This is a genomic window from Curtobacterium poinsettiae (genome assembly GCF_047226435.1).
Taxonomy (GTDB): domain Bacteria; phylum Actinomycetota; class Actinomycetes; order Actinomycetales; family Microbacteriaceae; genus Curtobacterium; species Curtobacterium poinsettiae.
The window spans coordinates 787,509-813,694 of the sequence record NZ_CP178434.1 but is presented as its reverse complement, the minus strand read 5'-3'; the positions used below and the strand labels follow the sequence as shown (position 1 = coordinate 813,694).

Here is a 26,186-nt window from a genome sequence, read left to right as displayed (position 1 = left end):
ACGACGGGTGTTCTCCACAGCCTGGGTCCGGGCGGCGGATCGTCGGTGGACGCTCGGTAGGATCGTCCCGTGCCATCCCAGCAGGAACCCGAGCAGACCGACGTCCAGTCGCTGAGCTACGAAGCGGCCCGCGACGAACTCGTGCGCGTCGTGAGCGAGCTCGAACAGGGCTCCGCGACCCTCGAACGTTCACTGGCGCTGTGGGAGCGGGGCGAAGCCCTCGCCGCCCGGTGCGAAGAGTGGCTCGTCGGTGCCCGCGCGCGACTCGACGCGGCCCGTGCCGCCAGCGATGCCCAGGACGGCTCCGGCCGATGACCGACCCGAACGGCCGTCCGATCGTCGCCGAGCTCGGTCGCCCCGAGACGGCAGAGGAGACCTGGGCGCGCAAGGACGCCGCCCGGACCGCCCGCCGGCAGCACCAGACCGCGTTCAACCTGGTCATCGCGCTCATCGCCTCGCTCGGCATCGTGCTGTTCCTGGTCGCCGTCGTCGTCCGGCCCGACACCACCGTGGACCGCACCGTCGACTACCAGCAGATCGCGGCCAAGGCCCAGGTCGACGACGTCACCCTGGTGGCGCCCCCGCTGCCCGACGGCTACAGCGCCAACCGAGCGGACTTCGCGAACAAGACCACCGACGGTGTGGACGTCTGGACCGTCGGCTTCGTGACCCCGGACAAGCAGTACCTCGGTCTGCAGCAGGGCATCGACGCCAACGCCTCGTGGGTGTCGAACCAGCTCGACCAGCGTCCGTCCACCGGTGACCGCACCATCGGCGAGACGGAGTGGACCGTCTACGACCGCCGCGCCGAGGGCACCGACGCCGGCAACCACGCGTACTCGCTCGTCTCGACTTTCGGCAAGGACACGATCGTGCTCTCCGGTACGGCCGACGACAAGGCCTTCCGGACCGTGGCCACCGCTGTCTCCCGACAACTGACCGAGTAGCCGACGACCGGCACGACCGCCGCTCGTCACCACCGCACCCGCCCCGCTGCGTCCCATCCGAACCGAGGAGTCCCATGCCCGACCGCGCCGCCTCCACCCCGTCCGACGCCCTGCGCCTGCTCGTCGACGGCAACGCCCGCTTCGCCGCCGACAAGCGTCGGATGGGCCGCGTGGACCCGGACCGCCGCACCGAACTCGAAGGATCGCAGTCGCCGTTCGCGACCGTCCTCGGCTGCTCGGACTCGCGGGTGCCGTTCGAGCACGTCTTCGACGCCGGCATCGGTGACCTGTTCGCCATCCGCAACGCGGGCCAGATCGTCGACGACGTCGTCCTCGGCTCGATCGAGTTCGCGGTCGTCGCGCTGGGCACTCCCCTGGTCGTCGTGCTCCGGCACACCCGGTGCGGTGCCGTCGCGGCCGCGCGCTCCGGTGAGCCCGTCCCCGCCCCGCACCTGCAGGCCCTCGTCGACGCGATCGCCCCGAGCGTCGAGAAGGTCCGGCGCACCGACGCCGAGCTGCCGCAGGAAGCCGTCGGCGCCGCACACCTCGAAGCGACCCTCCGCCAGGTGATCGAGCGCTCCGGCGCGGTCTCCGACGCCGTGGCCGAGGGTAGATTGGCCGTCGTCGGGGCGACCTACGACCTCGCCACCGGAGAGGTCACCATCGACACCGTCGTCGGCCAGGTCTGACCGACGCCGACGCCGACCCCGACCCCGACCCCGACCCCGACCCCGACCCCGACGACGACCGCCCCGGCGACCCCGGGGCGCAGGCACGGGCCGGCGCGACCGCGACCGGCGAGCACCCCAGGAAGGACCACGACGACGTGACCGACACCACCCCGACCGAGTTCCGCATCGAGCACGACACCATGGGCGAGGTACGGGTGCCGAAGTCGGCGCTCTACCGTGCCCAGACCCAGCGCGCCGTCGAGAACTTCCCCATCTCGGGCACCGGGCTCGAGTCGGCGCAGATCGTGGCGCTCGCGCGGATCAAGCGCGCCGCGGCCATCGTGAACGGTGAGCTCGGCATCGTCGAGCCCGCCGTCGCCGACGCCATCGCGGGTGCGGCCGACCTGATCATCGGTGGGCAGCACCACGACCAGTTCCCGGTCGACGTCTACCAGACCGGCAGCGGCACGTCGTCGAACATGAACATGAACGAGGTGCTCGCGACACTGGCGTCCGACATCGCGGGTTCCGCCGTGCACCCGAACGACCACGTCAACGCCTCGCAGTCGTCGAACGACGTCTTCCCCACCTCCGTGCACGTCGCCGTGACCGAGGCGCTCATCCGCACGCTCGTGCCCGCGCTCGAGCACCTCGCCGAGTCGCTCGAGGCGAAGGCCACCCTGTGGGCCGACGCGGTCAAGTCCGGCCGGACGCACCTGATGGACGCCACGCCCGTCACCCTCGGGCAGGAGTTCGGCGGCTACGCCCGCCAGATCCGCCTGGGCATCGAGCGGGTGCAGGCGACGCTCCCCCGCGTCGCCGAGGTGCCGCTCGGCGGCACCGCGGTCGGCACCGGCATCAACACCCCCAAGGGCTTCCCGCAGCGGGTCATCGCCCAGCTCGCGAGCGACACCGACCTGCCGATCACCGAGGCCGTCGACCACTTCGAGGCACAGGGCGCACGTGATGCCCTGGTCGAGGCGTCCGGTGCGCTCAAGGTGCTCGCCGTCAGCCTGACGAAGATCAACAACGACCTGCGCTGGATGGGCTCCGGTCCGAACACCGGGCTGGGCGAGCTGCACATCCCCGACCTGCAGCCCGGTTCCTCGATCATGCCCGGCAAGGTGAACCCGGTGATCCCCGAGGCCACCCTGATGGTCGGCGCCCGGGTCATCGGCAACGACGCCACCATCGCTTGGGCGGGCGCATCGGGTGCGTTCGAGCTGAACGTCGCCATCCCGGTGATGGGCACGGCGCTGCTCGAGTCGATCCGCCTGCTGGCGAACAGCTCGCGGGTGCTCGCGGACAAGACCATCGACGGGCTGCAGGCGAACCTCGAGCGTGCCCGCGCCTTCGCGGAGTCCTCGCCGTCGATCGTCACCCCGCTCAACCGGGTCATCGGCTACGAGGCGGCGGCGAAGGTCGCGAAGTACGCCGTCGCCGAGGGCATCACCGTGCGCGAGGCCGTCGTGGCCCTCGGCCACGTGGAGCGCGGCGAGGTCACCGAGGCGCAGCTCGACGAGGCGCTCGACGTCCTCAGCATGACCCACCCGAACTGACGCGACGCTCCTGACACATCCCCAGGACGGACGGGAGGCCCGGTGCCAGCTGGCACCGGGCCTCCCGTCCGTCACGTGGCGGCCCGACGCGCGCTACACCAGATCGGGCGAGTCCAGCAGGTCCGTGACCAGGGCGGCGATCGCGGAGCGCTCGGACCGCGTCAGCGTCACGTGCGCGAAGAGCGGGTGCCCCTTGAGCCGCTCGATGACCGACGCGATCCCGTCGTGCCGGCCGACCCGCAGGTTGTCGCGTTGCGCGACGTCGTGGGTGAGCACCACCCGCGAGTTCTGGCCGATGCGCGAGAGCATCGTGAGGAGCACGTTCCGTTCGAGCGACTGGGCCTCGTCGACGATCACGAAGGCGTCGTGCAGGGAGCGGCCACGGATGTGCGTCAGGGGCAGCACCTCGATCAGGCCGCGCTCGATCACCTCGTCGAGCACGTTGTCCGAGACCACCGAACCGAGGGTGTCGTAGACGGCCTGCGCCCACGGGTTCATCTTCTCGCCGGCGTCACCCGGCAGGAAGCCGAGGTCCTGCCCGCCCACGGCGTACAGCGGCCGGAACACCATGATCTTCTTGTGCTGCTGCCGTTCGAGCACCGCTTCGAGTCCGGCGCACAGGGCGAGCGCCGACTTGCCGGTGCCGGCACTGCCGCCGAGCGAGACGATGCCGATCTCGGAGTCGAGCAGCGCGTCGATCGCGAGCCGCTGCTCGGCCGAGCGCCCGCGGAGGCCGAAGACCTCACGGTCGCCGCGCACCAGGGCGACTGCTCCGGCGACGTGCACGCGGCCGAGCGCCGATCCACGCTCGGAGTGGATGACGACCCCGGTGTTCACGGGGACGCCGTCGAGCTTCGCGGAGCGGATCTCCTCTTTCTCGTACAGGTCGGACATCTGCTCGCCGGACACCTGCAGGTCGGCGATGCCGGTGTAGCCAGAGTCGACCGCGAGTTCGGCGCGGTACTCCTCGGCCGCCATGCCGATCGACGACGCCTTGACCCGGAGCGGCAGGTCCTTCGACACGACGACGACGTCGAGCCCGTCGTTCTTCAGGTTCGACGCGACGGCGAGGATGCGGGAGTCGTTGTCGCCGAGCTGCAGGCCCGACGGCAGGACGGACTGGTTGGAGTGGTTCAGTTCGACGCGGAACGAGCCGCCGTCGCCGATCGCGATCGGGAAGTCGAGCCGCTCGTGTTCGATGCGCAGTTCGTCGAGCAGCCGGAGGGCCTGCCGGGCGAAGTACCCGATCTCCGGGTCGTTGCGCTTCGCTTCGAGTTCGCTGACGACCACCACGGGCAGGACCACGGCGTGCTCGGCGAAGCGGAACAAGGCCCGCGGATCGCTGAGGAGCACCGATGTGTCGAGCACGTACGTGCGCTGGGCGACCGATGTGGACGAGTCCGCGGTGTGCTGTTCCTGTGTTCCGCGAGAGACGTTCTGAGAGGTCACGACCACTCCATCCCCGGGCCGCGACGGGCCCGGTCCTGTCCTCGAACGCGGCCACAGAGCGGGTCCCGAAGCACCGACTGTGGCCGCTTCGATCGGGCGCGGTGCCCGATGGGGACAACGTACGTCCGGCCCCCGACACCCCGCCAGCGACACGCGGTTTCTGGAGTTACGGTCGCGTGAACAACGCGAGCGCACCTCGTGACGCGGCTGGTCACAAGTTGTCTGTTGCGACCGCTCCAGCCGACAGGTGGTGACCACCCGGCGGACGTGAGCGGGGTGTCGTGACCGCGCGCGAGCGGCGGACGGGAGGCCCGTGGCGGCCTGGCACCGCGCCTCCAGGCCGTCCGTTGGTCGCGACTCGTCGCGCGCGCGACGTCGACTGGTCACGAACTGTCGGCCGCTGCGGCGCCAGCCGACAGGTGGTGACCACCCGGCGGACGTGAGCGGGGTGTCGTGACCGCGCGCGGACCGCGAACCCGCAGCCCGCCGCTGCTACTGCATGGTGGCGTACGAGACGCAGGCGTCGCGGAACATGTCGAGGGTCTCGTCGGTGGTCGACGGGAACACCGACACGCGCGCGACCCCGAGCCGCGTGGTCGCGGTGACGCCGTGGTTGTGCATCGCCGCGGACAGGGCGGTCACTCGCCCCTGCGTCGGCCGGAGCACCACGATGCCGGCGCGCTCTGCCGGGTCGCGGCTGGACTCGACCTCGAGCCCGAACTCGTCGGCGATCGCGAAGACACGCTCGACGCGGTCGGCGACTCGCTCCTGCACGGCGGCGACACCGACGGCGGTGAGGCGCTCGAGCGACACCGCGAGCCGGGCCTGCGCGACCGGGTCGATGCGGGACATCTGGAAGCCGGCGGCTGCCGGACGGACGGCGGGGACCTCGGTCGGCCAGCCGGACGTGCCGTGCGGACCGGACAGCGCCGGACGGATCCGGTTCAGGGCGCGGTCGCTGAAGGCCACGAACCCGGTGCCCCACCCGGCGTGCAGCCACTTCTGCCCGCCGGTGGCGACCACGTCGGCGACCTCGTACGGGGCGTCGACGACACCGAAACCCTGGATGGCGTCGACGATGAGCAGGCGGTCGCCGATGACCTCGCGGATGGCGGCGAGGTCGGTCAGGTAGCCGGTGCGCCAGTCGACCAGCGACACCGCGACGGCGGTCACCTCGTCGGTCAGGCGCTCACGGATCAGCTCCGGCGTCACCCAGCCGGCACCCGACTCGATGACGACGGGCTGCACGCGGCCGCCGGTGGCCGACGCGGCGCTGGCCAGTGCGAGCGGCAGCGACGGGTACTCGTCGGCGGACACGAGCACACCCCCGGTCAGGCCGAAGGCGGTGTGCAGCAGGCCGGGGGTCGTGGCGGCCTGCGAGACGACCTGGTCCTCGCGGCGGCCGACCAGCCGCGCGGCGACGGCGCGGACGCGGGCGTCCTGCTCGTCGAGGGTCTCCATCGCGCCGAATCGCATGTGGGCCTGGATCGTGCCGAGCACGCGCTGCTCCTCGAGCACGGCGGTCTGCACGGGGCCGAACGCAGCGTGGTCGAGGTAACCGGGGTCTTCGGAGAAGCCGGCGGCGTACTCGTCGATGTTCACAGGTGGTGCACCTTTCACAGGGTTGAACCCTGAGAGCCTACTGGGACGTGGCTCCGCCGACGAACCCGGTGCGGCAGGTGGCTGGTGGCTGGGCGACCAGCCGCGCTCCGCCGCCGAAGCGACGCTCAGCCGCCGAAGCGACGCGAGCGGAGCCCGAAGTCGCGGACCGCACGGAGGAAGTCGACCTCGCGCAGGTCCGGGTAGAACGCCTCGACGAAGTAGAACTCGCTGTGCGCGCTCTGCCACAGCATGAAGTCGGACAGCCGCTGCTCGCCCGAGGTCCGGATCACCAGGTCGGGGTCCGGCTGGCCCTGCGTGTACAGGTGGTCGCCGATGAGCTCCGGCGTCAGCACCTCGGCCAGGGTGTCGATGGTGCCGCCACCCGCGCCGTGCGACTGCACGATGCTGCGCATGGCGTCCGCGATCTCGCGACGGCCCCCGTACCCGACGGCCAGGTTGACGTGCAGCCCCGTGCGTCCGGCGGTGCGCTGCTCGGCCCGTTCGAGCGCGGTCACCAGGTTGTCCGGCAGCCCCTCGTTCGAGCCGACGTGCTGCACGCGCCAGTCACGGTTGTCGGCCAGCACCCCGGCGAGGTCGGCGATGATCCCGACGAGTTCCTCGAGCTCTTCGCCGCCACGACCCGTCAGGTTGTCGGCGGACAGCAGGTAGAGCGTCACGACCTCGATGCCGAGGTCGTCGCACCAGGTCAGGAACTCCGGGATCTTCGCGGCGCCGGCGCGGTGGCCGTGTGCGGCGGACTCGAGCCCGAGCTGCTTCGCCCAGCGGCGGTTGCCGTCCACGATCATGGCGACGTGCTTGGGCTTCGCGGCCCCTTCGAGCTGGCGGCGGATCCGGCGCTGGTAGGCGCGGTAGAGGATCCCCCGCCCTGTCCATCCCGCCGTCCCGGTCACGCACCGAGCGTAGTGCACCACCTGGACGAGAGCCCTGGGGGTGCCCGCTCTGCGGACACGTGGCGGTCGTTCGGGATCAGGCCCTATGGTCGGGTCCATGCAGGACGAGCACGAGACCGGCACCCTCCCCCACGTCCCGTTCACGGAAGAGGCGACGGCCCCCACGTTGGAGCCCCGTCCCGCCTGGCGCGGCTGGATCCACCTCGGCGCGTTCCCGTTCGCGATCGCGATGGGGGTCGTCCTGATCACCCTCGCCGACAGCACCGCGGCGAAGGTCGGCAGTGCCGTGTTCATGGCGACGTCGCTGGCGATGTTCGGCGTCTCGGCGACCTACCACCGGTTCCCGTGGGGGCCGAAGGTGAAGGCCGTGCTGAAGCGCATCGACCACACGAACATCCTGCTGCTCATCGCCGGCACCTACACGCCCATCGCGATCTGCGCCCTGCCGCACACGCTGATGGTCGTCGTGCTGTGGGTGATGTGGTCGGGCGCAGCGCTCGGCATCGCGTTCCGCGTGCTCTGGATCAACGCGCCCCGCTGGCTGTACGTGCCGATCTACCTGGTGCTCGGGTGCGCTGCCCTGGCGCTGCTGCCGCAGTTCTTCGCCGCGAGCGTCCCGATGACCGTGCTCATCCTGTCCGGCGGCGTCGCGTACATCATCGGGGCGCTGGTCTACGGCTTCAAGCGGCCGAACCCGGTGCCGACGCAGTTCGGGTTCCACGAGGTGTTCCACGCCCTGACCGTCGTGGCCTTCGGTGCGCAGTGGGTCGGCGTGCTCATCGTGGCGCTGGACCCGGTGCGCTGACCGTCGCACGTTCCTGGTGCGCCCGCGCCCGGTTCCGGTCGGCGCGCGCACAAGGCGGACGGGAGGCCCGTGGCGATGCCGCCACGGGCCTCCAGTCCCTACCCGGCCGCGTCAGCCGCGCTCGGTGTCGTCGCCGACGTCGGCCCGGCCGTCCTCGGCCGCACGCCGCTCCGGCTCGTCCGTCGCGGTGCCGTCACCCGCGGTGCCGTTCGCCTCGGCCTCGAGCCGCTCCCGCACCTCGGCGCGGTAGCGGGTCCGGCGGATGCGCCGGGTCATGTCGACGACGAGCAGGATCGTCACGATGGCGACGAGCGCGATCGCGATGAACCCGACGACACCCGGGGTGACGTCGACGTCGGGGACGACCGAGGGGCTGGGACTGGGGGTGGCGGCGAGTGCCGCCGCGATGGTGCTCACGAGGTCGGTTCCTTGTCGGCTGGGATCCCGGCGAACAGGTCGGTCTCCGGGAGCTCGGTCGGCACGCGTGCCTCCACGAGCTGGTAGTCCTCGGTCGGCCACACCGTCGCGAGGAGGTCGTTCGGCCAGTAGAAGAAGGCGCTGTCCGGGGCGACCTGGCTGGCGTGCGCGCGGAGTGCGGCGTCGCGCTGGTCGAAGTACTCGTGCACGTCCACGTGGGTGGTGGCGAGGTCGGGCCGGTCGGCGAACCGCTCGACCCACTCGCGCAGCTGCTCGACCGCGGGGCTGTCCGGGTCGCGCTCCTGCAGGGCTTCGAAGATCGTGCTGAAGCGGCGGGGGTTCATCGTGCGCTCGTAGTAGAGCTTCGCGATCGACCAGGGTGCACCGGCGGTCGGGTACGCCGACGGGTCTGCGGCGGCGGACCACGCGGCCATCGACACCTCGTGCGTGCGGATGTGGTCGGGGTGCGGGTAGCCGCCGTTCTCGTCGTAGGTGACGAGCACGTGGGGGCGGAACCGGCGGATCACGCGGACCAGCGCCTCGGTGCTGTACTCGAGCGGGACCGTCGAGAACGTGCCCGGCCGCACCGTCTCGCCCTTCTCGGCGTCGGGCAACCCCGAGTCGTGGTACCCGAGCCACAGGTGGTCGATGCCGAGTGCCTGCTGCGCCGCGGCCATCTCGGTGCGGCGGTACCCGGCCATGTCGCGGTGCGCACGGCTCGTCGCCGGCTCGCCGAGCTGGTCGTTCAGGATGTCGCCGGCCTCGCCGCCGGTGCAGGACACGACGAGCACCTGGTGCCCGTCGGCCACGTACTTCGCGGCGGTCGCGGCACCCTTGCTCGACTCGTCGTCGGGGTGGGCGTGGACTGCCAGCAGGCGGTAGGGCACGTGGGGTTCCTCACTGCGGGTGAGCGGCGTCGGACGCGGGCAGCGCACAGCATCGCGTGAACTACCCTGGGATCAGGATATCCACCCCGGGAGCCCCGAACTGTCCGAACAGCACCAGACCGCCACGCTCGACGAGCGCTACGGCCGCACCCCGGCCCGCAAGCGCCGCAGCCGCCTCTTCGCGATCGTCGCGGCCATCGCGGTCGTCGTGGTCTTCGGGGCGTGGGTGATCTGGGCGGGGCTCGACCAGTCCGATCGTGGCCTCGACCAGGACGTCATCGGGTACGAGGTCCTGTCCGAGCACAGCACCGTCGTCCACTCGCAGGTGTCCGTCGATCCGGGCGTCGAGGCGAAGTGCGCCGTCCAGGTGCTCGACAAGAGCTACTCGATCGTGGGCTGGAAGGAGATCACCGTGCCGGCGTCCGAACAGCGCAGTCGGAGCATCTCCACGCAGGTCACCACGACGACGCGGGGCGTGACCGGGTTGATCCACGACTGCTGGATTCCCTAGACTGTCCTGATTCGCCTCTCGAGACCGACCACTCGGCCGGTCTCGTTTTTTCATGGTCGAAGGGACAGAACATGAGCAACGACACGCAGGTCACCTGGCTGACCCAGGAGGCGCACGACCGTCTCAAGGCGGAGCTCGACGAGCTGAGCGGCGAGGGCCGTGCCGAGATCGCGCGCCGCATCGAGGCCGCTCGCGAAGAGGGCGACCTCAAGGAGAACGGCGGCTACCACGCCGCCAAGGACGAGCAGGGCAAGATCGAGGCCCGCATCCGCGTCCTCACCGAGCTCCTCAAGCACGCCACCGTCAGCGAAGCCGAGTTCGACGGCACCGTCGAGCCGGGCACCGTCGTCACGGCGGTCATCGCCGGCGACGAGTCCACCTTCCTGGTCGGCAGCCGCGAGATCGTGGCCGAGGGCTCGGACCTGACGGTCTACAGCCCGGTCAGCCCCGTCGGCGCGGCCATCGTCGGCCTCAAGGCCGGCGACAAGGCCACCTACACGGCGCCGAACGGCAAGGAGATCGCCGTCGAGGTCGTCAAGATCGAGCGCTACGAGCCGTAGACCCGGCCCACTGCAGACAGGAGGCCCGTGGCGACACCGCCACGGGCCTCCTGTCTGTCCGCTGGTCGCGCCCAGGGCGCGGGGCGGACGCGGAACGACATGAACGCTGTCGCACGACAGCGACATCGTCGCGTCAGCCCGTCGCGGACTAGTGCTCCAGGAGCTCGGGGCGGAACCCGACCTCGTGCAGACGCTGGATGACCTCTTGCGCGTGCTCGGGGCCGCGGGCCTCGATTGACAGGTCGAGCGCGACCTCGTTGATGACCAGGCCCTGCCCGTGGCGGGTGTGCAGCACCTCGACCACGTTCGCGCCGGCGTCCGAGATGACCTGGGCGACGCGGGACAGCTGGCCCGGGCGGTCCGGCAGCATGATGCGGATCCCGATGTACCGGGACGCTGCCACGAGACCGCGGGTGATCACGCGCTCCATCATCAGCGGGTCGATGTTGCCGCCGCTCAGCAGCACCACGGTGCGGCCGGTGTCGCGGACGGCGCCGGACATGATCGCGGCGACGCCGACGGCCCCCGCGGCCTCGACCACGAGCTTGGCGCGCTCGAGCAGGACGAGCAGGGCGCGGGCGGTGTCGTCGTCCGAGACGGTGACGATGTCGTCGACCAGGTCGCGGATGATCGGGAAGTTCAGGTCGCCGGGCCGCGCCACCGCGATGCCGTCGGAGATGGTCGGCTTCGTGGTGATCGTGACGGGTTCACCGGCGCGGATCGACGACGGGTAGGCAGCGGCGTTCTCGGCCTGCACGCCGATCACCCGGATCGGCCGACCGAGCCGTTCGGCCATGCCCTTGACCGCGAGTGCGATGCCGGAGATGACACCGCCGCCACCGATCGGCACCACCACGGTGTCGACGTCCGGCACCTGATCGATGATCTCGAGGCCGAGCGTGCCCTGCCCCGCGATGACGGCCGGGTGGTCGAACGGCGGGATGAACACGGCACCGGTGTGGGCGGCGAAGTCCTTCGCGGCGCTCAACGCCTCTTCCACGGAGTGGCCCCGCAGCACGACGTCGGCGCCGTAGTGGCGGGTGGCCTGCAGCTTCGGCAGGGCGACCCCGACCGGCGTGAAGATCGTCGCGGGGATCCCGAGCTCGCGCGCAGCGAGCGCGACGCCCTGCGCGTGGTTGCCGGCACTGGCGGCGACGACGCCCTTGGCGCGCTGTTCGGCGGACAGGGTGGAGAGCCGGTTGTAGGCACCGCGCACCTTGTACGCACCGGTGCGCTGCAGGTTCTCGCACTTCAGGTGCACCGGGGACCCGAGCAGTTCGGCGAGGAACTGCGACGTCTCCATCGGGGTGACTCGCGCGACGCCCTTGATGGTCTCGCGCGCCGCCTCGATGTCCGCGAGGGTCGGGATCGCGGTGAGCGTGTGCGGGGATGCGCTGGTGTCGGTCACTCCCCCATCATCGTCGTTCCGAGCCGCGGCGGCGAACTCGTGTGACGCTCAGTTGGTGCTGGCGGTGCCTTCTTCGGCCGAGGGACCAGCGTCGACACCCGGGGCCGGGACGTCGTCGCCGACCTTGTGCCGGCGCCGCCGGAGCAACTGGATCTGGCCGTGCTGCCCGCGCTTCGGCGTCGCTTCGAGCACGTGGTCGGAGTCGAGCCGGCGCCAGCGGCCGCTCGCGATGGTGGTGACCATGGCGTTCAGCGTCGCGATCAGCGGCACGGCGAAGAACGCTCCGGCGATGCCGGCGAGACCCGACGCCGCGGTGACGCCGAGGACGACCGCGAGCGGGTGGACCTTGACCGCGTTGCCCATGACGAGGGGCTGCAGGATGTGCCCCTCGATCTGCTGCACGAGGAGCACGACGCCGAGGACCAGGACGGCGGCGAGGGGGCCGTTGAAGATCAGTGCGACGAACACCGCCAAGAAGCCCGTGACGATGGCGCCGACGACCGGGATGAAGGCGCCGAGGAAGACGAAGGCCGCGATCGGGATCACGAGCGGCATGCCACCGAAGAAGAGCCCGACGATGAAGGACCCCAGGCCGATGCCGACCGCGTCGACGAAGGCGACGAAGATCTGCACCCGGATGAAGCTCGTCAGGGTGATCCAGCCGGCGACACCGGCGCCGTCGACCGCTGCGCGCGCCTTCTTCGGGAACAGCCGGACGGACCAGCGCCAGACGTTCTTGCCGTCGATCAGCAGGAAGATCGTGGTGAACAGGGTGATGAAGAGCGCTGCGAACGCATGGGTTGCACCCGACCCGGCACTGGCGACACCGGACAGGATCGACGCGGAGTTGTCCTGCAGCCACTTCGTGCCGTCGTCGAGCCAGCCGTTGACGTCGGTCTGGCTGATGCCGAACCCGGAGTTCAGGACGAAGTCCTTGATGTTGGCGTACTGGTCGATCGTCCGGTCACGCAGGGACGGGTACGACGCGATCACCTGGTCGACGACGAGCCAGACCAGGGCACCCAGGGCCGCGACGCCGCCGAGCAGGCTCATGACGACCGCGAGCCACTTCGGCACGTGGTGCCGCTGCAGCCAGTTCGAGATCGGCACCAGGAGCGCCGAGACGACGATCCCGACCAGGAAGGGGATGAGGATCTCGCTGAAGACCGTGACCAGCCAGATGAAGACGGCGATCACACCGACGACGACGAGCGCTCGCCACGACCACGCACCGGCGATGCGGACGCCGATCGGGACCGATTCCTCGACCACGGGGTCGGGATGAGTCTGCTTGCTTCCCCATGCCATGGCCTGATTGTACCGACGTGCTTCCGGTCAGGTGCCAGATGCGGCATACGTGCATGGATCCTCGTGTCGGCGGCCTTCGGTAGCGTCGCCGCATGCCCAGGTCGACGCTCTCCGCCGCCGAGGCCCGTCGGGTCGCACTCGCCGCACAGGGGTTCGGACGACCACCCGCCGACGCGGTGTCGACACGTGCGGTGAACGCCGCGTTCGGGCGGCTCGGCCTGCTGCAGATCGACTCCGTCAACGTGTTCGAACGCAGCCACTACCTGCCGCTCTTCGCCCGGCTCGGCACCTACGACCGCTCGACGCTCGACCGGCTGACGCTCGGGCGGTCCGGCCCGTACACCGAGTACTGGGCGCACGAGGCCGCGTTCATCCCCCGCGACGACCTGCGGCTGTTCCGGTGGCGGATGGACGCCCTGCGGGAGCGCGACGCCGGACCGACCAGGATCGACGGGGTCACCCGGACCGCTGCCGTCCGCCGCGAGCTGCACGCCCTGCTGCGGGGCGAGGGGCCGATGCCCGCCAGCGCGGTGGAGCACGAGTCGAACGTGCGACGTGGCCCCTGGTGGGGGTGGAGCGACGTGAAGCTCGGGCTCGAGCAGATGTTCCGGTGGGGCGAGACGGTCAGCGCCGGACGCGCCGGGTTCGAGCGCGTCTACGCCCTGCCCGAGCAGGTGCTGCCCGACGGCTTCCTCGAGACCGCTCCGGCACGCGCCGACGCCGTGCTCGAACTCGTGCGTCGGGCATCGCGCGCGCTCGGTGTCGGCACCCGAGCGGACATCGCGGACTACTACCGACTGCGCTCCGACGACACCGCCGCCGCGATCGCCGCACTCGCCGCCGCCGGGGAACTCGTCCCGGTGCGGGTCGAGGGCTGGGGCGAGCGGGCCTGGCTCCACGCCGATGCGCGGGTACCCCGGCAGCTGACGGCGGACGCGGTGCTGAGCCCCTTCGACCCGGTCGTCTGGTTCCGACGGCGGGCCGAGCGGATGTACGGCTTCCACTACCGGATCGAGATCTACACGCCGGCGCCGAAGCGGGTGTTCGGCTACTACGTGCTCCCGGTGCTGCAGGACGACCGGCTCGTCGGTCGGATCGACCTGAAGAGCGACCGGCAGCGGGGCGTGCTCCGGGTCCGGACCGCGTGGCAGGAACCCGGCGTGCACCTGGACCCCGAGCGACTCGCCGAGACCCTGCGGCGGACCGCGAGCTGGCAGGGCCTGGGGGCGATCGAGGTGACCGATCGTGGCACCGCAGCACCTGCCGTTGCCGGAGCGCTCGGTCTCCCCCTGGTGCCGCACGTGTCCGCGGACGACACGGATGCGGCCCAGCCGGTCGCGCGTGCCGAGCAGGACGCGGCAGTCGACGACGCTGGTGACGCTCGCTGACCCGTCAGAACCGCTCGGCGTTCGCGCGCAGACGAGCGATGCGGTCGGGCAGCGGCGGGTGCGTCGAGAACAGCCGGTCCATCACCCCGGGGCGCATCGGGTCGGCGATCCACAGGTGCGCCATCGAGGAGTTCTGCGTCTGCACCGGACGGCCGTACGCCCCGAGCTTCTCGAGCGCCCGCGCCAGGCCCTCGGGGTACCGCGTGGTCATCACGCCCGTCGCGTCCGCCAGGTACTCGCGCTGCCGGGACACCGCGGCTTGCACGCCCGCCGCGGCGATCGGGGCCACGACGACGGCGGCGATGCCGGCGATCAACAGGACCGGGTTGGCGCTGCCGCCGTTGTCCGAGTTGCGGTTCCGCCCGCCGGACAGACCGCTGAAGACCGAGATGCGGAGCAGGATGTCGGCGATGAATCCGACGGCCACGACGAGACCGAAGACCATCGTGGACACCCGGATGTCGTAGTTGCGGACGTGCCCGAGCTCGTGCGCCATCACGCCCTGCAGCTCTTGGTCGTCCATGAGCTCGAGCAGCCCGGTCGTCGCCGCGACGACCGCGTGCTCGGGGTCCCGCCCGGTGGCGAAGGCGTTCGGGGCGGGGTCGGGGATGACGAACACCCGGGGCATCGGCATGCCGGTCGAGATGGCCAGGTTCTCGACGGTGCGCCAGAGTCGCGGCTCGGCGGCCCGGTCGATCTCGATCCCACCCGCGATGGCGGTGGCCTGTCGTGCCGCCAGGAAGTACTGCAGCACGGCGTAGCCCAGTGCGACCACCAGGACGATGAACCCGATCGAGACGTTCCCGGCGAGGTACCCGCCGAGGAACCCGAGCGCACCGATGATCAGCAGGAACACCAGGACGATGACGACGGTGTTCCGCTTGTTCCGCGCGATGGCGCTGTACACGTCGGCTCCGACGCTGGGGTCAGAACTGGACGCGCGGCGGCTCGGCGATGGCCGCCGGCTCATTCGTCTCGAAGAACGTGGCCTCGGTGAAGCCGCGGTTCTTCGCGAACGTGGAGTTCGGGAACACCCGGATCTTCGTGTTCAGCTCGCGCACGCCACCGTTGTAGAACCGTCGAGCGGCCTGGATCTTGTCCTCGGTGTCGACGAGCTCGGACTGCAGCTGCAGGAAGTTCTGGCTCGACTGCAACTGCGGGTACCCCTCGGCCACCGCGAAGACGCTCTTCAGTGCCTTCTGCATGTGTCCCTCGGCAGCGGAGGCCGTGTCGGCGTCACCGGCCGACAGGGTCTCGGCGCGGGCCTTCGTCACGTCGTCGAAGACCGCCTTCTCGTGCGTGGCGTACCCCTTGACGGTGTCGACGATCGTGGGGATGAGGTCGGCGCGGCGCTTCAGCTGCACCGAGATGTCGCTCCAGGCTTCATCGACCCGCACCTTGAGCGTGACGAGGGCGTTGTACGTCACCCAGAGGTAGATCCCGATGATCACCAGGATGACCACCACCACTCCGACGACGATGAGCGTCGTGACGAGTCCGGTGTCCATGCGGGCGTACTCCTTTGCGCGTCGGGATCCGCGGTGCTGCGATGGCCTGAACGGCCGTCGTGAAGTCTATCGATGCAGTCTGCATGCTCCGTTCGCTGAGCAGTGTTCACGGCCGATTCCCGAGTCACGCACACCGCGCATTCGGACTGCTGCCCGATCCGCAACCTCATCCGCGAGGTGTATTGACCAGAGGCGCTCGATCCCGTGGGATGGGTCCGGTGAACACGCGCGGGGACAACGTGGACGAAGGGGCCGTCGGGGGCGACGGCCCTCGTCGTCGACCCCGCTTCGCTCTGCTCGCAGCGGCGACGACGGTCCTCGTCGCGGCCCTCCTCGGTGCCGCGGCAGCACCGGCCGTCGCGGTCGCCGTGACTGCGGAGCCCCAGGCCGCCGCGGCTGCGGAACCCCGAGCCGCAGCGGCTCCCACCGACGCGTCCCCGCCCACGGCCGAGCCGACGGCGAGTCCCGATCCGAGCGAGATCGCGCCGCCGAGCACGGGCCGACCGGGCGCTCCGTTGCCGACCCCCACGCGTCCGGCCGTGCGGCCCACGATCGCGGATCCCGGTGACGTCACGACGGGCACCACCCGCTTCCACGGCACCGGCACGCCGGGGCACAGCGTCCGGGTGTCCGGTCCGACCGCGACCGGTTCGTCCGGGTGCACGGCTCGGGTGGGGTCCGACGGATCCTGGGCATGCCTCGGCACCGTCCGGTCCGGCCCGCAGCAGGTCTTCACGGTGCGTGACCTCGTCGCCACCGGACTCCCCGTCGCGAACGCTCCGGCCTCGGACGTCATCGTCCCGCCGACCCTGCAGGCTGCCGGCCCCACCGGCGGCACCGTGTCCGGCACCGGGTTCCCCGGATCGACGGTGACGCTGTCGGTGTCCGGGTCCACGACCGAGCAGACCGCCCCGGTCGGCCCGGACGGTCGGTGGGTCGCAGCACTCGGCACCCGAGCGGACGGCCGGTTCACCGTGACCGCCTCGCAGACGGCCAGTACCGCGCGCGGCTACCGGTCCGACCTGCGGAGCGCGGCCTCGGCGCCCGTGACTGTCACGGTCGACCGCACCGCACCGGCTGCCCCGCGCATCACGACGCCGGACGACGGCCAGCGGATCGGCACCCGGTCGACGACGGTGACCGGCACCGGCGAGCCCGGCGCTCGCGTGACGGTGTACGTCGATCGTGCTCCGGTGTGCGGCGTGTTGGTGGGGACGGACGCCTCGTGGTCGTGCTCCACCGCGGGATCGACCCTGCGCGCCGGCGAGCACCGGCTCACCGCGACGCAGCACGACGCTGCGGGCAACTACTCCCGGTCCTCGGCCGCCGTGCGGGTCACGGCGGGATCCGCGACGACGGCGCCGACCGGCACACCGACCCCGGGCGCGACGGACACCCCGGGGACCCCCGGAGGGCCGACGCCGGGCTCCGACGCGACGGCGGGCACCCCCGGCACGGCGGGCACCGGCGTCGACGGCACGCCCGGCGCTGGCACGCCCGGCACCGGCACCGGAACGGACAGCGGCGACCACGGCAACGGTGGCAACGGCCCCACGGCCGGCGGTGGCTCAGGCAGCGGCAGTGGCTCCGGCACCGGTAGCCCGGCCGGCGTCGGCAGCGCCGGAGGACACACCGACTGGTCCGGCCCCGCCGGCGACTGGACCGCGGCGACCTCCTACGACGGCACCGTCCCGACCATCCAGGCCGCGTTCTCGTGGCGGACCGTCCTGGTCGCCACCGCCGTCGCAGCCGGGTTCCTCCTGTTGATCGCCGCGCCGCTGGCGCTGGTGGCCGCCGTCGCCCGCGGCCGTCTCCGGTCGCCGTTCGCCGGGCTCCTCGGCCGCAACCGCTCCCGGTCCGACCGTGCCCGGGGCGACGACGTCCTGCCGACCTGGGCATCCATCACCATCGCGGTGTCCGTCGCGGCTCTCTGCACCCTGCTCGGCGTCGGTGTCGAGCTCGAGGCCCGGTACGCCCGTCTGGCGATCGCGGTCCTCGCCGGTACCGCGGTCCTGACCGCCGCGGTCGTGTTCGCCACACGGTGGGCAGCGGGCACCGACCACCGGACCATCGGCTTCCGGGTGTCGCCGTGGCTGGTGCTCGCGGCGCTCGTGGCCTGCGGCATCACGCGCGTGGCAGACCTCTCCCCCGCCCTCATCGTCGGCGTCGTCCTCGTCCCGTCGGGCAGGCCCGGTCTGGGCACCGGCCCGCTCCGCCTCGGTACCGGGATCGCCGGGAGCGCCCGGGGAGCGACCTGGCGGGTGCTGGCCCTGCTCGGTCTCGCGGCGGTCGGCTGGGTGCTGCACAGCCTGCTCGCCGGCGGGGGCTTCTGGGTGTCGCTGGGGTCGGAGTTCGCCATCACGCTGTGCGTCGGCGGCCTGGGTGCCGTGGTCGCGACCCTGCTGCCCGTCACCGGGTCCGCCGGCAGCGCGCTGCTCGCCGCTTCGCGCGGTCGGTACGTCGCGCTCGCGGTGGTCGCCGTGGCGCTGACCACGGCCGTCTACTCGGGGACCACCGGGACGCACGCTGCCCCGGTACTGCTCGTCGGGATCGCCGCAGCGTGCGTGGCGGCCGCGATCGCGGCCCTGGTCTGGCTGCGCACCGAGCGGCGCGCGGCGCGCGTCTGAAACGAGCCGGGCCTCCCGACCGGGTCCACTGGTCGCGTCACGACGGTGCTCGGACGGCGCTCGGACGGCGACGGCCTGGAGGCCCGTGGTGACGCCGCCCCGCGCCTGCCGTCCGTCAGCCGGTCGCGTCCACCGCGCGCCGGGGCGCGTTGCGGGCGAAGAGGCCGGGCAGGAGCCCGCCGATCTTCGTCCCGATGCACAGGCTGACGAAGGTCGCGAGCGGAGTGGCGAGCGCCTCGGGGTCGAAGGTGGCCACCGCCACCAGACCGACCGTCCCCGGCACGAGCAGCAGGAACGCCGGGAAGAACGACACCGTCGCCGGGATCGCCGGCACCAGCCGCTCGAGCAACCGTGTCGCGACGAAGAGCAGCGCCGCTGCGGCGCCGGTCGCGACGACACTGCCCCAGAGCGGCGTCGTCCCGCTCACCACGGCGTAGGCGGTGACCATGACCGCCACCGACACGAGCGTCAGGCGCCACCCGGACCGGAACACCAGGCCGAGTCCGACCGCGAGCACCACGACCGCCACCCACGAGACCCAGTAGACCGGCACGGCCTCCCAGCCGGCCAGGTCCGTGCCGACGCCCGCGACCTCGCCCACGAGCGCTGCCGACGACGGGTCCACGTGCAGCCCGGTCAGGGCACTGCCCGACGCGATGCCGGCGGCCATGAAGCCGAGCATGATGAGGCCCTGCACCAGTCGCGACGACCCGGTGACGATGTCCGCGGCGGTGAGTTCGAGCAGGGCATTGGTGATGAGGGCGCCGGGGACGAACACCGCCACCGGAGCGCACACGGCGAAGAGCGGGACCTGCTCGAACCCGGCACCCGCGGCGACGAGGCCGACGATGGCCGTCGACACGAACGCGGCCAGGAACGGGATGATCGCAACGGCCTCGCGGAAGCGCCGGAGGACCAGGCCGATCACCCCGACCAGCCCACCGACGACGAGCGCCAGGACGATCGCCCACCACGGGCAGCGGAACACGACGGCCAGGCCGGCCGAGGTCAGGGCGTTGCCGAGGATCCACGGCAGGGCGGGCGGCGGGACGGTGCCGGCGCGGATGGCCCGGACGCGGGCGGGGATCTCGGCGAGGGCGATGGAGCCGCTCTCGAGCCCGAGCACCACGCGGTTCGCACGAGCCGCCTGGCGGGAGGACAGTTCGATGCCCTCGGCGTTGACGATGGTGGCGGCGCCGGTGGAGACCTCGCTCACCATCACCAGGGCGGGCAGGACGCCGATCGCGAGCGTCGGTCCGACCCCGGCGGCGTCCCGGGCCTTCTCGAGCGCCGACCGGACGTCGGTGACGGAGCTGCCGGCGTCCAGGAGCAGCGCACCGAGGGTGCCGAGGAGCATGCCGACCGGGACGCTCTCGCCGTCGACGACCTCGACGTGGGCCTCCGGTCGGCGGAGGGCGTTCTGCAGGTTGGCGAGTGCGCTTCCGAGTCCGACCACGATCGTCGATGCTACTGGTCGTGCGGGTTCCGCGGGGTGCGCGGTAATTGGTACCCCCGGTGGGACTCGAACCCACAACTCAGCGATTGTAAGTCGTGTGTCGGTTCTCGAAGTCGGTACCCCCGGTGGGACTCGAACCCACAACTCAGCGATTTTAAGTCGCGTGCCTCTACCGATTGGGCCACGGGGGCGGGCCGCAACAGCCTACCGATGCACGAAGGCGGTCACCCCGCACGGGGTGACCGCCTTCGTGGCGAGCGGTGCTACTTGGCGTCGGCCGGGGCCGTCACCGGCTCGGGGGCGTTCGAGACGTCCTTCGCGGGCTCGCCGTAGACGGGGCCGGCGGCACCGGCGACCTTGCCCTCTTCCGGAGCGGGGGCTGCGGCGGGCCCAGCCGGGGCCTCGGCAGCGGGCTTCGGACGGGACGCGAACGCCTCGAACGCGGCACGCGGGGTCTCGCGGTCGTCGAGCGACACGATGTCGCGGCCCAGGAAGAAGCCACCGACCCAGTCGCCGATGACGCGCCACTTGCGCTCCCACGACGGCATGGCCAGGCCGTGGTAGCCGCGGTGTGCGCCCCAGGCCAGGAAGCCCTTCATGGCGAACTTGCCGGACTGGAACACACCGGTTCCCAGGCCGAGGCCCGCGACGGCACCGAGGTTCTCGTGCTTGTAGTCGGTCGTCGCCTCGCCACGGATGGTCGCGACGACGTTCTTCGCGAGCTGCTTGGCCTGGCGCACGGCGTGCTGGGCGTTCGGCACGCAGAACCCGCCGACACCGCCACCGGTCAGGTCCGGCACGGCTGCGACATCGCCGCAGGCCCATGCGTCGGCGATCACGCCGTTGTCGTCGACCACGCGCAGGTCGGGCTGCACGCGGATGCGGCCACGCTGCTCGAGCGGGAAGTCGGTGCCCTTGACCATCGGGTTCGCCATGACGCCGGCGGTCCAGATGATGAGGTCGGACGGGATCGTCTCGATCGCGCCGTCGCTCGTCTTGAGCTCGCAGACGCCGCCGACGGCCGAGGCCAGCTGGGTCTCGAGGTGCACGGTCGCGCCGCGCTCGGCGAGGTTCTTGAGCACCCAGTGCGAGGTCTCGAGCGAGACCTCGGGCATGATGCGGCCCATCGCCTCGACCAGGTGGAAGTGCGTGTCGTCGAAGGACAGCTGCGGGTGGCTCTTCAGCAGGTCGGTGACGAAGGAGCGGAGCTCGGCGAACACCTCGATGCCGGCGAAGCCACCACCGACGACGACGACGGTGAGCAGGCGGTCGCGCTCGGGACCGGCCGGCAGGTTCGCCGCCTTGTGGAAGTTGCTGAGGATGCGGTCACGGATGGACGCGGCTTCCTCGATGGTCTTCAGGCCGATGGCCTCGTCCGCGACGCCCGGGATCGGGAACGTACGGGACACCGCGCCGGCGGTCATGACGATCTGGTCGTAGGACTCCTCCCACGCCTCGCCCTCGGTGGGGGTGATCGTCGCCGTCTTGGTGGCGTGGTCGACCTTGGTGACCTTCGCCGTGACGACGCGCGTCTTCTTGAGGTGACGGCGGTGCGCGACGACCGCGTGACGCGGCTCGATCGAACCGGCGGCGACCTCGGGCAGGAACGGCTGGTACGTCATGTACGGCAGCGGGTCCACCATGACGACCTCGGCTTCGCCCTGGCGAAGGTGCTTTTCGAGCTTCCATGCGGTGTAGAAACCGGCGTAACCGCCGCCGACGACGAGGATCTTGGGCACGGGGGATGATCTCCTTGGATGGGGGTGTGCGGGAGTCGGGTCAGACTTCGCCGCCACCCGCCCCGACTCCAGCGTCTGCACCGTCATCATACGCCCGGCACACACACCGGGAGGGCGACCAGTCCGCGCGCTCCAGCGCGAGGTCGCCGATGGGGTTGACGCCGGGTCCGGCGGCGAGGGCGTGTCCGACGAGGGCGTGCAGGCACTTCACGCGGGTGGGCATGCCACCGGCGCTGATGCCGTCGATCTCGTCGACGTGTTCGATCGACTCGCGGTCGGCCAGGTAGGCCTGGTGGGCCGCGCGGTACTGCGCGGCGACTGCGGGGTCCTCGAGCAGGGCTGCCAGCTCGGGCATGACCTGGTTGGCCTCGAGGGTGCTGACCGCAGCGGTGGCCGCGGGGTGGCACAGGTAGTAGAACGTCGGGAACGGGGTGCCGTTCGACAGCCGGGGCTTCGTGGAGACGACGGTGGGGTTGCCACAGACGCAGCGTGCCGCGATCCCGATGACGTCACGTGCCGGTCGGCCGAGCTGCGCCGACACGACCTGGACGTCGCGGTCGGAGGGCGGGTCGAAGGGAGGGGTCGTCACGGGAACGTGAGCCTACCGGAGAAGCGGAACCCCGCGCACCGTCGGCCCGGACGGCTCCGCGCCTCGGACTACTTGCTGTCGCCCGTACCGGAGACGTCGGGGGCGACGAGGTCGGCAGCACGCTCGTCCGTCAGTCCGGACTGCATCACCGACGAGAGCATCGCCTGCACCCAGTCGACCTTCGGGGTCTGCACCTTAGCGCTCACGGGGGTGCCGGATTCGGTGGTCGGGGTCTTCGCGGCCCGCTTGTCCTCGGTGCCCATCACGAGGTAGCTCTCCTCGCCCGGATACACGTAGAGCAGCCGGTCGCGGGCCTGCGCCTCGATGTACGCCGGGTCGTCCCAGCGCGCGACGTCCTGCTTCTTCTGCGTGACGTCGGCCTTCTGGTTGGCGACCTCCTGCTGCTGCTGGGCGATCTGCTCCTGCTGCTGGATGAGCGTCCGGAGCGACGGCGCGAGCACCACCACGAACAGCACGATGATCGCGAGCATGAGCAGGCTGAACCCGGAGAAGTGGATCGAGCGGTACCAGGGGTGCGCGGGCGTGCTGCCGTCGGGCATCGCCACGGGGACGCGGCGGACGCGGGGCTTCTGGCTGGGCACGGTCCGACGATAACCCGCGCTGGTCGGTCGGGCAGCCCGGCACGCGGCCGTTCGGCGCCCTCTCAGCGTCTCGCGTCCCACGGTGCTACCCAGCAGAAGACGCCGTCGTCTCGTCGAGACGCCTCCGGATTCGACGGCGTCTCACGGACTTCGCGGCGTCAGGCTGACACGACGGCGTGACGCCGGCGGCGGGCGGGTCCGGGTCCGATCGAGGCAGCCGGGAGGCACGGCTCCGGCCCGTCCGTCCGCCCCGCACTCGGAGTGATCACCACACACCGCCCGACGCACGTCCGGTGGTCACGTCCTGTCGTCCGGGCCCGGGCCAGCCGACGACTCGTGACCACTCGGCGCAGCGCGCGCGGCACGTCCTGACCGCACGGCGCGTGCTGACCGCTCGGCACTCCGTGGCCGCACACACGACGAGACGCCGTCCTCGTGGAGGAGGACGGCGTCTCGGTGGTGCGGGTGCTGCTGGCCGGGCTGGTTACAGCGAAGCGGCGCGCGGGAAGGCCGAACGGCCGGCGTACACCGCGGCGTCGCCGAGCTCTTCCTCGATGCGGAGCAGCTGGTTGTACTTCGCGACGCGGTCCGAGCGGGCCGGGGCGCCGGTCTTGATCTGGCCACCGTCGACCGCGACCGCGATGTCCGCGATCGTGGTGTCCTCGGTCTCGCCGGAGCGGTGCGACAAGATCGAGGTCAGGCCGTGACGGTGCGCGAGCGAGACCGCGTCGAGGGTCTCGGTGAGCGTGCCGATCTGGTTGACCTTGACGAGGATCGAGTTCGCGGCCTTCTCGTCGATGCCCCGCTGCAGACGCTTCGGGTTCGTGACGAACAGGTCGTCGCCGACGATCTGGACCTTGTCGCCGAGCTCGGCGGTCAGGTGCGACCAGCCTTCCCAGTCGTCCTCGGCCAGCGGGTCCTCGATGGTGACGAGGGGGTAGTTCGCGACGAGCTCGGCGAAGTAGGAGGTGAACTCCTGGCTCGAGAGCTGCTTGCCCTCGAACTGGTACTTGCCGTCCGAGAAGAACTCGGTGGACGCGACGTCGAGGCCGACGGCGATGTCCTTGCCGGGCGTGTAGCCGGCCTTCTCGATCGCGGTGAGCAGGAAGTCGAGCGCGGCGCGGTTCGACGCGAGCTCCGGCGCGAAGCCACCCTCGTCGCCGAGGCCGGTGGCCAGGCCCTGCTTCTTCAGCTCGCCCTTGAGGGCATGGTAGGTCTCGACGCCCCAGCGGAGTGCCTCGGAGAAGGACTCGGCGCCGTACGGCACCAGGAAGAACTCCTGGATGTCGACGTTGGTGTCCGCGTGGGCACCGCCGTTGACGACGTTCATCAGCGGGACGGGCAGCGTGTGCGCGTTCGGGCCGCCGAGGTAGCGGAACAGCGGCAGGTCGACCGAGTCGGCTGCGGCACGGGCGACGGCGAGCGAGGCACCGAGGATCGCGTTCGCGCCGAGGCGGGACTTGTTCTCGGTGCCGTCGAGCTCGATGAGCGCGGCGTCGACGAGGCGCTGGTCGGTGGCGTCGAAGCCCTCGAGCGCCGGGCCGATCTCGTCGAGGACGGCGTCGACGGCCTTGAGCACGCCCTTGCCGCCGTAGCGCGAGGCGTCGCCGTCGCGGAGCTCGTACGCCTCGAACGCGCCGGTGGATGCACCGGACGGGACGAGCGCGCGGGACACGACGCCGTCGTCGAGGAGGACCTCGACCTCGACCGTCGGGTTGCCTCGGGAATCGAGGACTTCGCGTGCGCCTACGGCATCGATCAGGGCCACGGGGTACTCCCTACACATTGGTTGTGGTGATTGCGGTGTCGATCCTAGCGAGCGGAGGTGAACACGACGTCGGCCGTGACGCCGACCTGTGGACGAGTCCGTGCTGGAACGGGGACTGGGTGCTCAGTCGAGCGGGCGGAACGCGACGCCCTCGAGCGACGCGGTGTCGGCCGAGACGGTCGCGAATACCGTGAAGCCCTGCGCGGCGAGGCCGGCGAGCAGGTTCTTCGTGTTCTTCGTGCGGCGCTCGAGCCGGACGCGCCGGTGGGACGCCAGCGCCTCGGTCTTCAGCGCGGCGAGCCGGACCGGGTCGACGTCCTTGTCGTACACGAGCACGACGGCGTCGGCCTCGGCCGACTCCGGCAGGGTCACCAGGTCGACGAGCCGTTCGAAGCCGAGCGAGAACCCGACGGCGGGGACGTCCTGCCCGAGGAACCGGCCGATCATGCCGTCGTACCGGCCACCGCCACCGAGGCTGTAGCCGAAGTCGGGGTGCGCGACCTCGAAGATCGTGCCCGTGTAGTAGCCCATGCCGCGCACGAGCGTCGGGTCGAACCGCAGGTCCACCCCGGGCAGCGCCTCGCGCAGGCGGAGCAGGTCGGCGAAGGCCTCGGCGTCGAGCCACGGCGCGCCCTCGACCGACGTCCAGTCCGCGGCCTCGAGCGCACGGATGGTGTCCTCGAGCCCGGGCAGGTCGGCGCCCACGGTGCTGCGGAGTTCCGCCGCAACGCCGTCCGCGCCGACCTTGTCGAGCTTGTCGATCGTGATGAGCGCGCGGTCGGCAGCAGCGGGCTCGGTGATCCCCCACGACGCGAGGAGTGCCAGGAGGATCCGGCGGTCGTTGATCCGGATCGTCGTGCCACTGACACCCAGGGCGTCGAGGGCCGCCGTCGTCGCGCGGATGAGCTCGATCTCGGCGAGCTGCCCGGGCTCCCCCAGGATGTCGATGTCGCACTGCACGAACTGGCGGTAGCGGCCCTTCTGCGGACGCTCGGCACGCCAGACCGGGGCGATCTGCACGGAACGGAAGACCGACGGCAGCTCCGCACGGTGCGAGGCGTAGAAGCGTGCGAGGGGAACGGTCAGGTCGAACCGCAGACCGAGGTCGGCGAGGTCCAGCGGGGCCTCGGCGCCCTGCAGGTCCTCGGTGGTCAGCCCGCGCTTCATCACCGCGAACGCCAGCTTCTCGTTGTCGCCACCCAGCCCGGAGTGCAGCCGCGCAGCGTCCTCCACCACCGGGGTCTCGATCTCGTCGAAACCGTGCCGCGAGTAGACGTCCCGCACGACACCGAGCACGTGCTCGCGCCGGGCCTTGTCCGCCGGGAGGAAGTCACGCATGCCACGGGGTGCCGTCACGGTCGTTGCCATGCGGCCAATTCTGGCAGACGGCCGCCCCGGCTTGCGCGCCTTCCGATCCACTGGCATACTGCATGCAGAACCTCGGTCCGGATCGTGCCTGATCCACGTTCCGGAT

24 protein-coding genes and 1 tRNA gene are annotated in these 26,186 nt (G+C 71.3%); 9 read left to right on the top strand and 16 right to left on the bottom strand.

Annotated features, from left to right (window positions below; translation table 11 throughout):
• Positions 1–69: 69 nt before the first annotated feature.
• The 4 genes from ACL00U_RS03880 to ACL00U_RS03865 all read left to right on the top strand — a co-directional run bounded on the left by ACL00U_RS03880 (position 70) and on the right by ACL00U_RS03865 (position 3,177).
• On the top strand, positions 70–315 hold the full coding sequence (locus tag ACL00U_RS03880; protein WP_017886728.1) for an exodeoxyribonuclease VII small subunit: 246 nt from the start codon (positions 70–72) through the stop codon (positions 313–315).
• A complete protein-coding gene (locus tag ACL00U_RS03875; RefSeq protein ID WP_017886729.1) occupies positions 312–947 on the top strand; it encodes a DUF4245 domain-containing protein in 636 nt (211 codons plus the stop codon). The genes ACL00U_RS03880 and ACL00U_RS03875 overlap by 4 nt, the downstream gene beginning before the upstream one ends.
• Before the next feature lie 74 nt (positions 948–1,021).
• Entirely contained in the window at positions 1,022–1,636 is a 615-nt protein-coding gene (locus tag ACL00U_RS03870; RefSeq protein ID WP_017886730.1) for a carbonic anhydrase, read from the top strand.
• Between the two features lie 137 nt (positions 1,637–1,773).
• Complete coding sequence (locus ACL00U_RS03865; protein ID WP_017886731.1) at positions 1,774–3,177, top strand: class II fumarate hydratase; 1,404 nt, start codon at positions 1,774–1,776, stop codon at positions 3,175–3,177.
• Between the two features lie 93 nt (positions 3,178–3,270).
• Here ACL00U_RS03865 and ACL00U_RS03860 read toward each other — a convergent pair whose 3' ends face one another.
• The 3 genes from ACL00U_RS03860 to ACL00U_RS03850 all read right to left on the bottom strand — a co-directional run bounded on the left by ACL00U_RS03860 (position 3,271) and on the right by ACL00U_RS03850 (position 7,139).
• The gene (locus ACL00U_RS03860) at positions 3,271–4,632 is read right to left on the bottom strand and encodes a PhoH family protein (RefSeq protein WP_175470777.1); all 1,362 of its coding nucleotides are present in this window, start codon (positions 4,630–4,632) and stop codon (positions 3,271–3,273) included.
• A gap of 486 nt (positions 4,633–5,118) precedes the next feature.
• Positions 5,119–6,228 carry an aminotransferase class V-fold PLP-dependent enzyme gene (locus tag ACL00U_RS03855; RefSeq protein ID WP_042537708.1) on the bottom strand — a complete coding sequence of 370 codons (1,110 nt, stop codon included), beginning with the start codon at positions 6,226–6,228 and terminating at the stop codon, positions 5,119–5,121.
• Positions 6,229–6,353: 125 nt separating this feature from the next.
• Positions 6,354–7,139 (bottom strand): isoprenyl transferase, encoded by a 786-nt coding sequence (locus ACL00U_RS03850; RefSeq protein WP_031259495.1) that lies wholly within the window; start codon positions 7,137–7,139, stop codon positions 6,354–6,356.
• A 97-nt stretch (positions 7,140–7,236) separates the two neighbouring features.
• Between ACL00U_RS03850 and trhA the strand changes: the two genes are divergently transcribed.
• Positions 7,237–7,944, top strand: coding sequence for a PAQR family membrane homeostasis protein TrhA (trhA, locus tag ACL00U_RS03845; RefSeq protein WP_284760703.1), 708 nt, complete (start codon positions 7,237–7,239; stop codon positions 7,942–7,944).
• Between the two features lie 111 nt (positions 7,945–8,055).
• On the opposite strand, the gene ACL00U_RS03840 is transcribed toward trhA, so the two are convergent.
• The gene (locus ACL00U_RS03840; protein WP_017886736.1) at positions 8,056–8,361 is read right to left on the bottom strand and encodes a hypothetical protein; all 306 of its coding nucleotides are present in this window, start codon (positions 8,359–8,361) and stop codon (positions 8,056–8,058) included.
• A complete protein-coding gene (mca, locus tag ACL00U_RS03835; protein WP_139179747.1) occupies positions 8,358–9,248 on the bottom strand; it encodes a mycothiol conjugate amidase Mca in 891 nt (296 codons plus the stop codon). Before mca ends, ACL00U_RS03840 begins: the two co-directional genes overlap by 4 nt.
• Positions 9,249–9,267: 19 nt before the next feature.
• Between mca and ACL00U_RS03830 the strand changes: the two genes are divergently transcribed.
• Positions 9,268–9,759 (top strand): DUF4307 domain-containing protein, encoded by a 492-nt coding sequence (locus tag ACL00U_RS03830; protein WP_017886738.1) that lies wholly within the window; start codon positions 9,268–9,270, stop codon positions 9,757–9,759.
• A gap of 71 nt (positions 9,760–9,830) precedes the next feature.
• Positions 9,831–10,319: a transcription elongation factor GreA gene (gene greA / locus ACL00U_RS03825; RefSeq protein ID WP_017886739.1), complete on the top strand. Its 489-nt coding sequence runs from the start codon at positions 9,831–9,833 to the stop codon at positions 10,317–10,319.
• Between the two features lie 148 nt (positions 10,320–10,467).
• Here the strand turns inward: greA and ilvA are convergent, their stop codons facing one another.
• Together ilvA and ACL00U_RS03815 are read right to left on the bottom strand one after the other, a co-directional pair.
• Entirely contained in the window at positions 10,468–11,727 is a 1,260-nt protein-coding gene (gene ilvA / locus ACL00U_RS03820; RefSeq protein WP_017886740.1) for a threonine ammonia-lyase, read from the bottom strand.
• A 48-nt stretch (positions 11,728–11,775) separates the two neighbouring features.
• The gene (locus ACL00U_RS03815; protein WP_042537710.1) at positions 11,776–13,035 is read right to left on the bottom strand and encodes an AI-2E family transporter; all 1,260 of its coding nucleotides are present in this window, start codon (positions 13,033–13,035) and stop codon (positions 11,776–11,778) included.
• 92 nt (positions 13,036–13,127) lie between these two features.
• On the opposite strand from ACL00U_RS03815, the gene ACL00U_RS03810 reads away from it, so the two are divergent.
• Entirely contained in the window at positions 13,128–14,423 is a 1,296-nt protein-coding gene (locus ACL00U_RS03810) for a winged helix-turn-helix domain-containing protein (protein ID WP_412873844.1), read from the top strand.
• Between the two features lie 4 nt (positions 14,424–14,427).
• On the opposite strand, the gene ACL00U_RS03805 is transcribed toward ACL00U_RS03810, so the two are convergent.
• Together ACL00U_RS03805 and ACL00U_RS03800 are read right to left on the bottom strand one after the other, a co-directional pair.
• A complete protein-coding gene (locus tag ACL00U_RS03805; protein ID WP_017886743.1) occupies positions 14,428–15,330 on the bottom strand; it encodes a M48 family metalloprotease in 903 nt (300 codons plus the stop codon).
• Between the two features lie 19 nt (positions 15,331–15,349).
• Complete coding sequence (locus tag ACL00U_RS03800) at positions 15,350–15,931, bottom strand: LemA family protein (protein WP_017886744.1); 582 nt, start codon at positions 15,929–15,931, stop codon at positions 15,350–15,352.
• Positions 15,932–16,149: 218 nt separating this feature from the next.
• On the opposite strand from ACL00U_RS03800, the gene ACL00U_RS03795 reads away from it, so the two are divergent.
• A complete protein-coding gene (locus ACL00U_RS03795) occupies positions 16,150–18,558 on the top strand; it encodes an Ig-like domain-containing protein (RefSeq protein WP_194590263.1) in 2,409 nt (802 codons plus the stop codon).
• A 115-nt stretch (positions 18,559–18,673) separates the two neighbouring features.
• On the opposite strand, the gene ACL00U_RS03790 is transcribed toward ACL00U_RS03795, so the two are convergent.
• From ACL00U_RS03790 to hisS, 7 genes are all read right to left on the bottom strand, one after another.
• A complete protein-coding gene (locus tag ACL00U_RS03790) occupies positions 18,674–20,014 on the bottom strand; it encodes a threonine/serine exporter family protein (RefSeq protein ID WP_017886745.1) in 1,341 nt (446 codons plus the stop codon).
• Between the two features lie 117 nt (positions 20,015–20,131).
• Positions 20,132–20,205: transfer RNA gene (locus tag ACL00U_RS03785), tRNA-Leu, on the bottom strand.
• 72 nt (positions 20,206–20,277) lie between these two features.
• Positions 20,278–21,753, bottom strand: a complete 1,476-nt coding sequence (locus ACL00U_RS03780) for an NAD(P)/FAD-dependent oxidoreductase (protein WP_194590264.1) — start codon at positions 21,751–21,753, stop codon at positions 20,278–20,280.
• Between the two features lie 40 nt (positions 21,754–21,793).
• Positions 21,794–22,342, bottom strand: a complete 549-nt coding sequence (locus ACL00U_RS03775; RefSeq protein ID WP_042537715.1) for a DUF501 domain-containing protein — start codon at positions 22,340–22,342, stop codon at positions 21,794–21,796.
• Between the two features lie 68 nt (positions 22,343–22,410).
• Complete coding sequence (locus tag ACL00U_RS03770) at positions 22,411–22,944, bottom strand: FtsB family cell division protein (RefSeq protein WP_052481662.1); 534 nt, start codon at positions 22,942–22,944, stop codon at positions 22,411–22,413.
• A gap of 484 nt (positions 22,945–23,428) precedes the next feature.
• On the bottom strand, positions 23,429–24,712 hold the full coding sequence (eno, locus tag ACL00U_RS03765) for a phosphopyruvate hydratase (protein ID WP_027464494.1): 1,284 nt from the start codon (positions 24,710–24,712) through the stop codon (positions 23,429–23,431).
• Between the two features lie 123 nt (positions 24,713–24,835).
• Positions 24,836–26,080, bottom strand: a complete 1,245-nt coding sequence (gene hisS / locus ACL00U_RS03760; RefSeq protein WP_412873843.1) for a histidine--tRNA ligase — start codon at positions 26,078–26,080, stop codon at positions 24,836–24,838.
• Positions 26,081–26,186 lie beyond the last annotated feature (106 nt).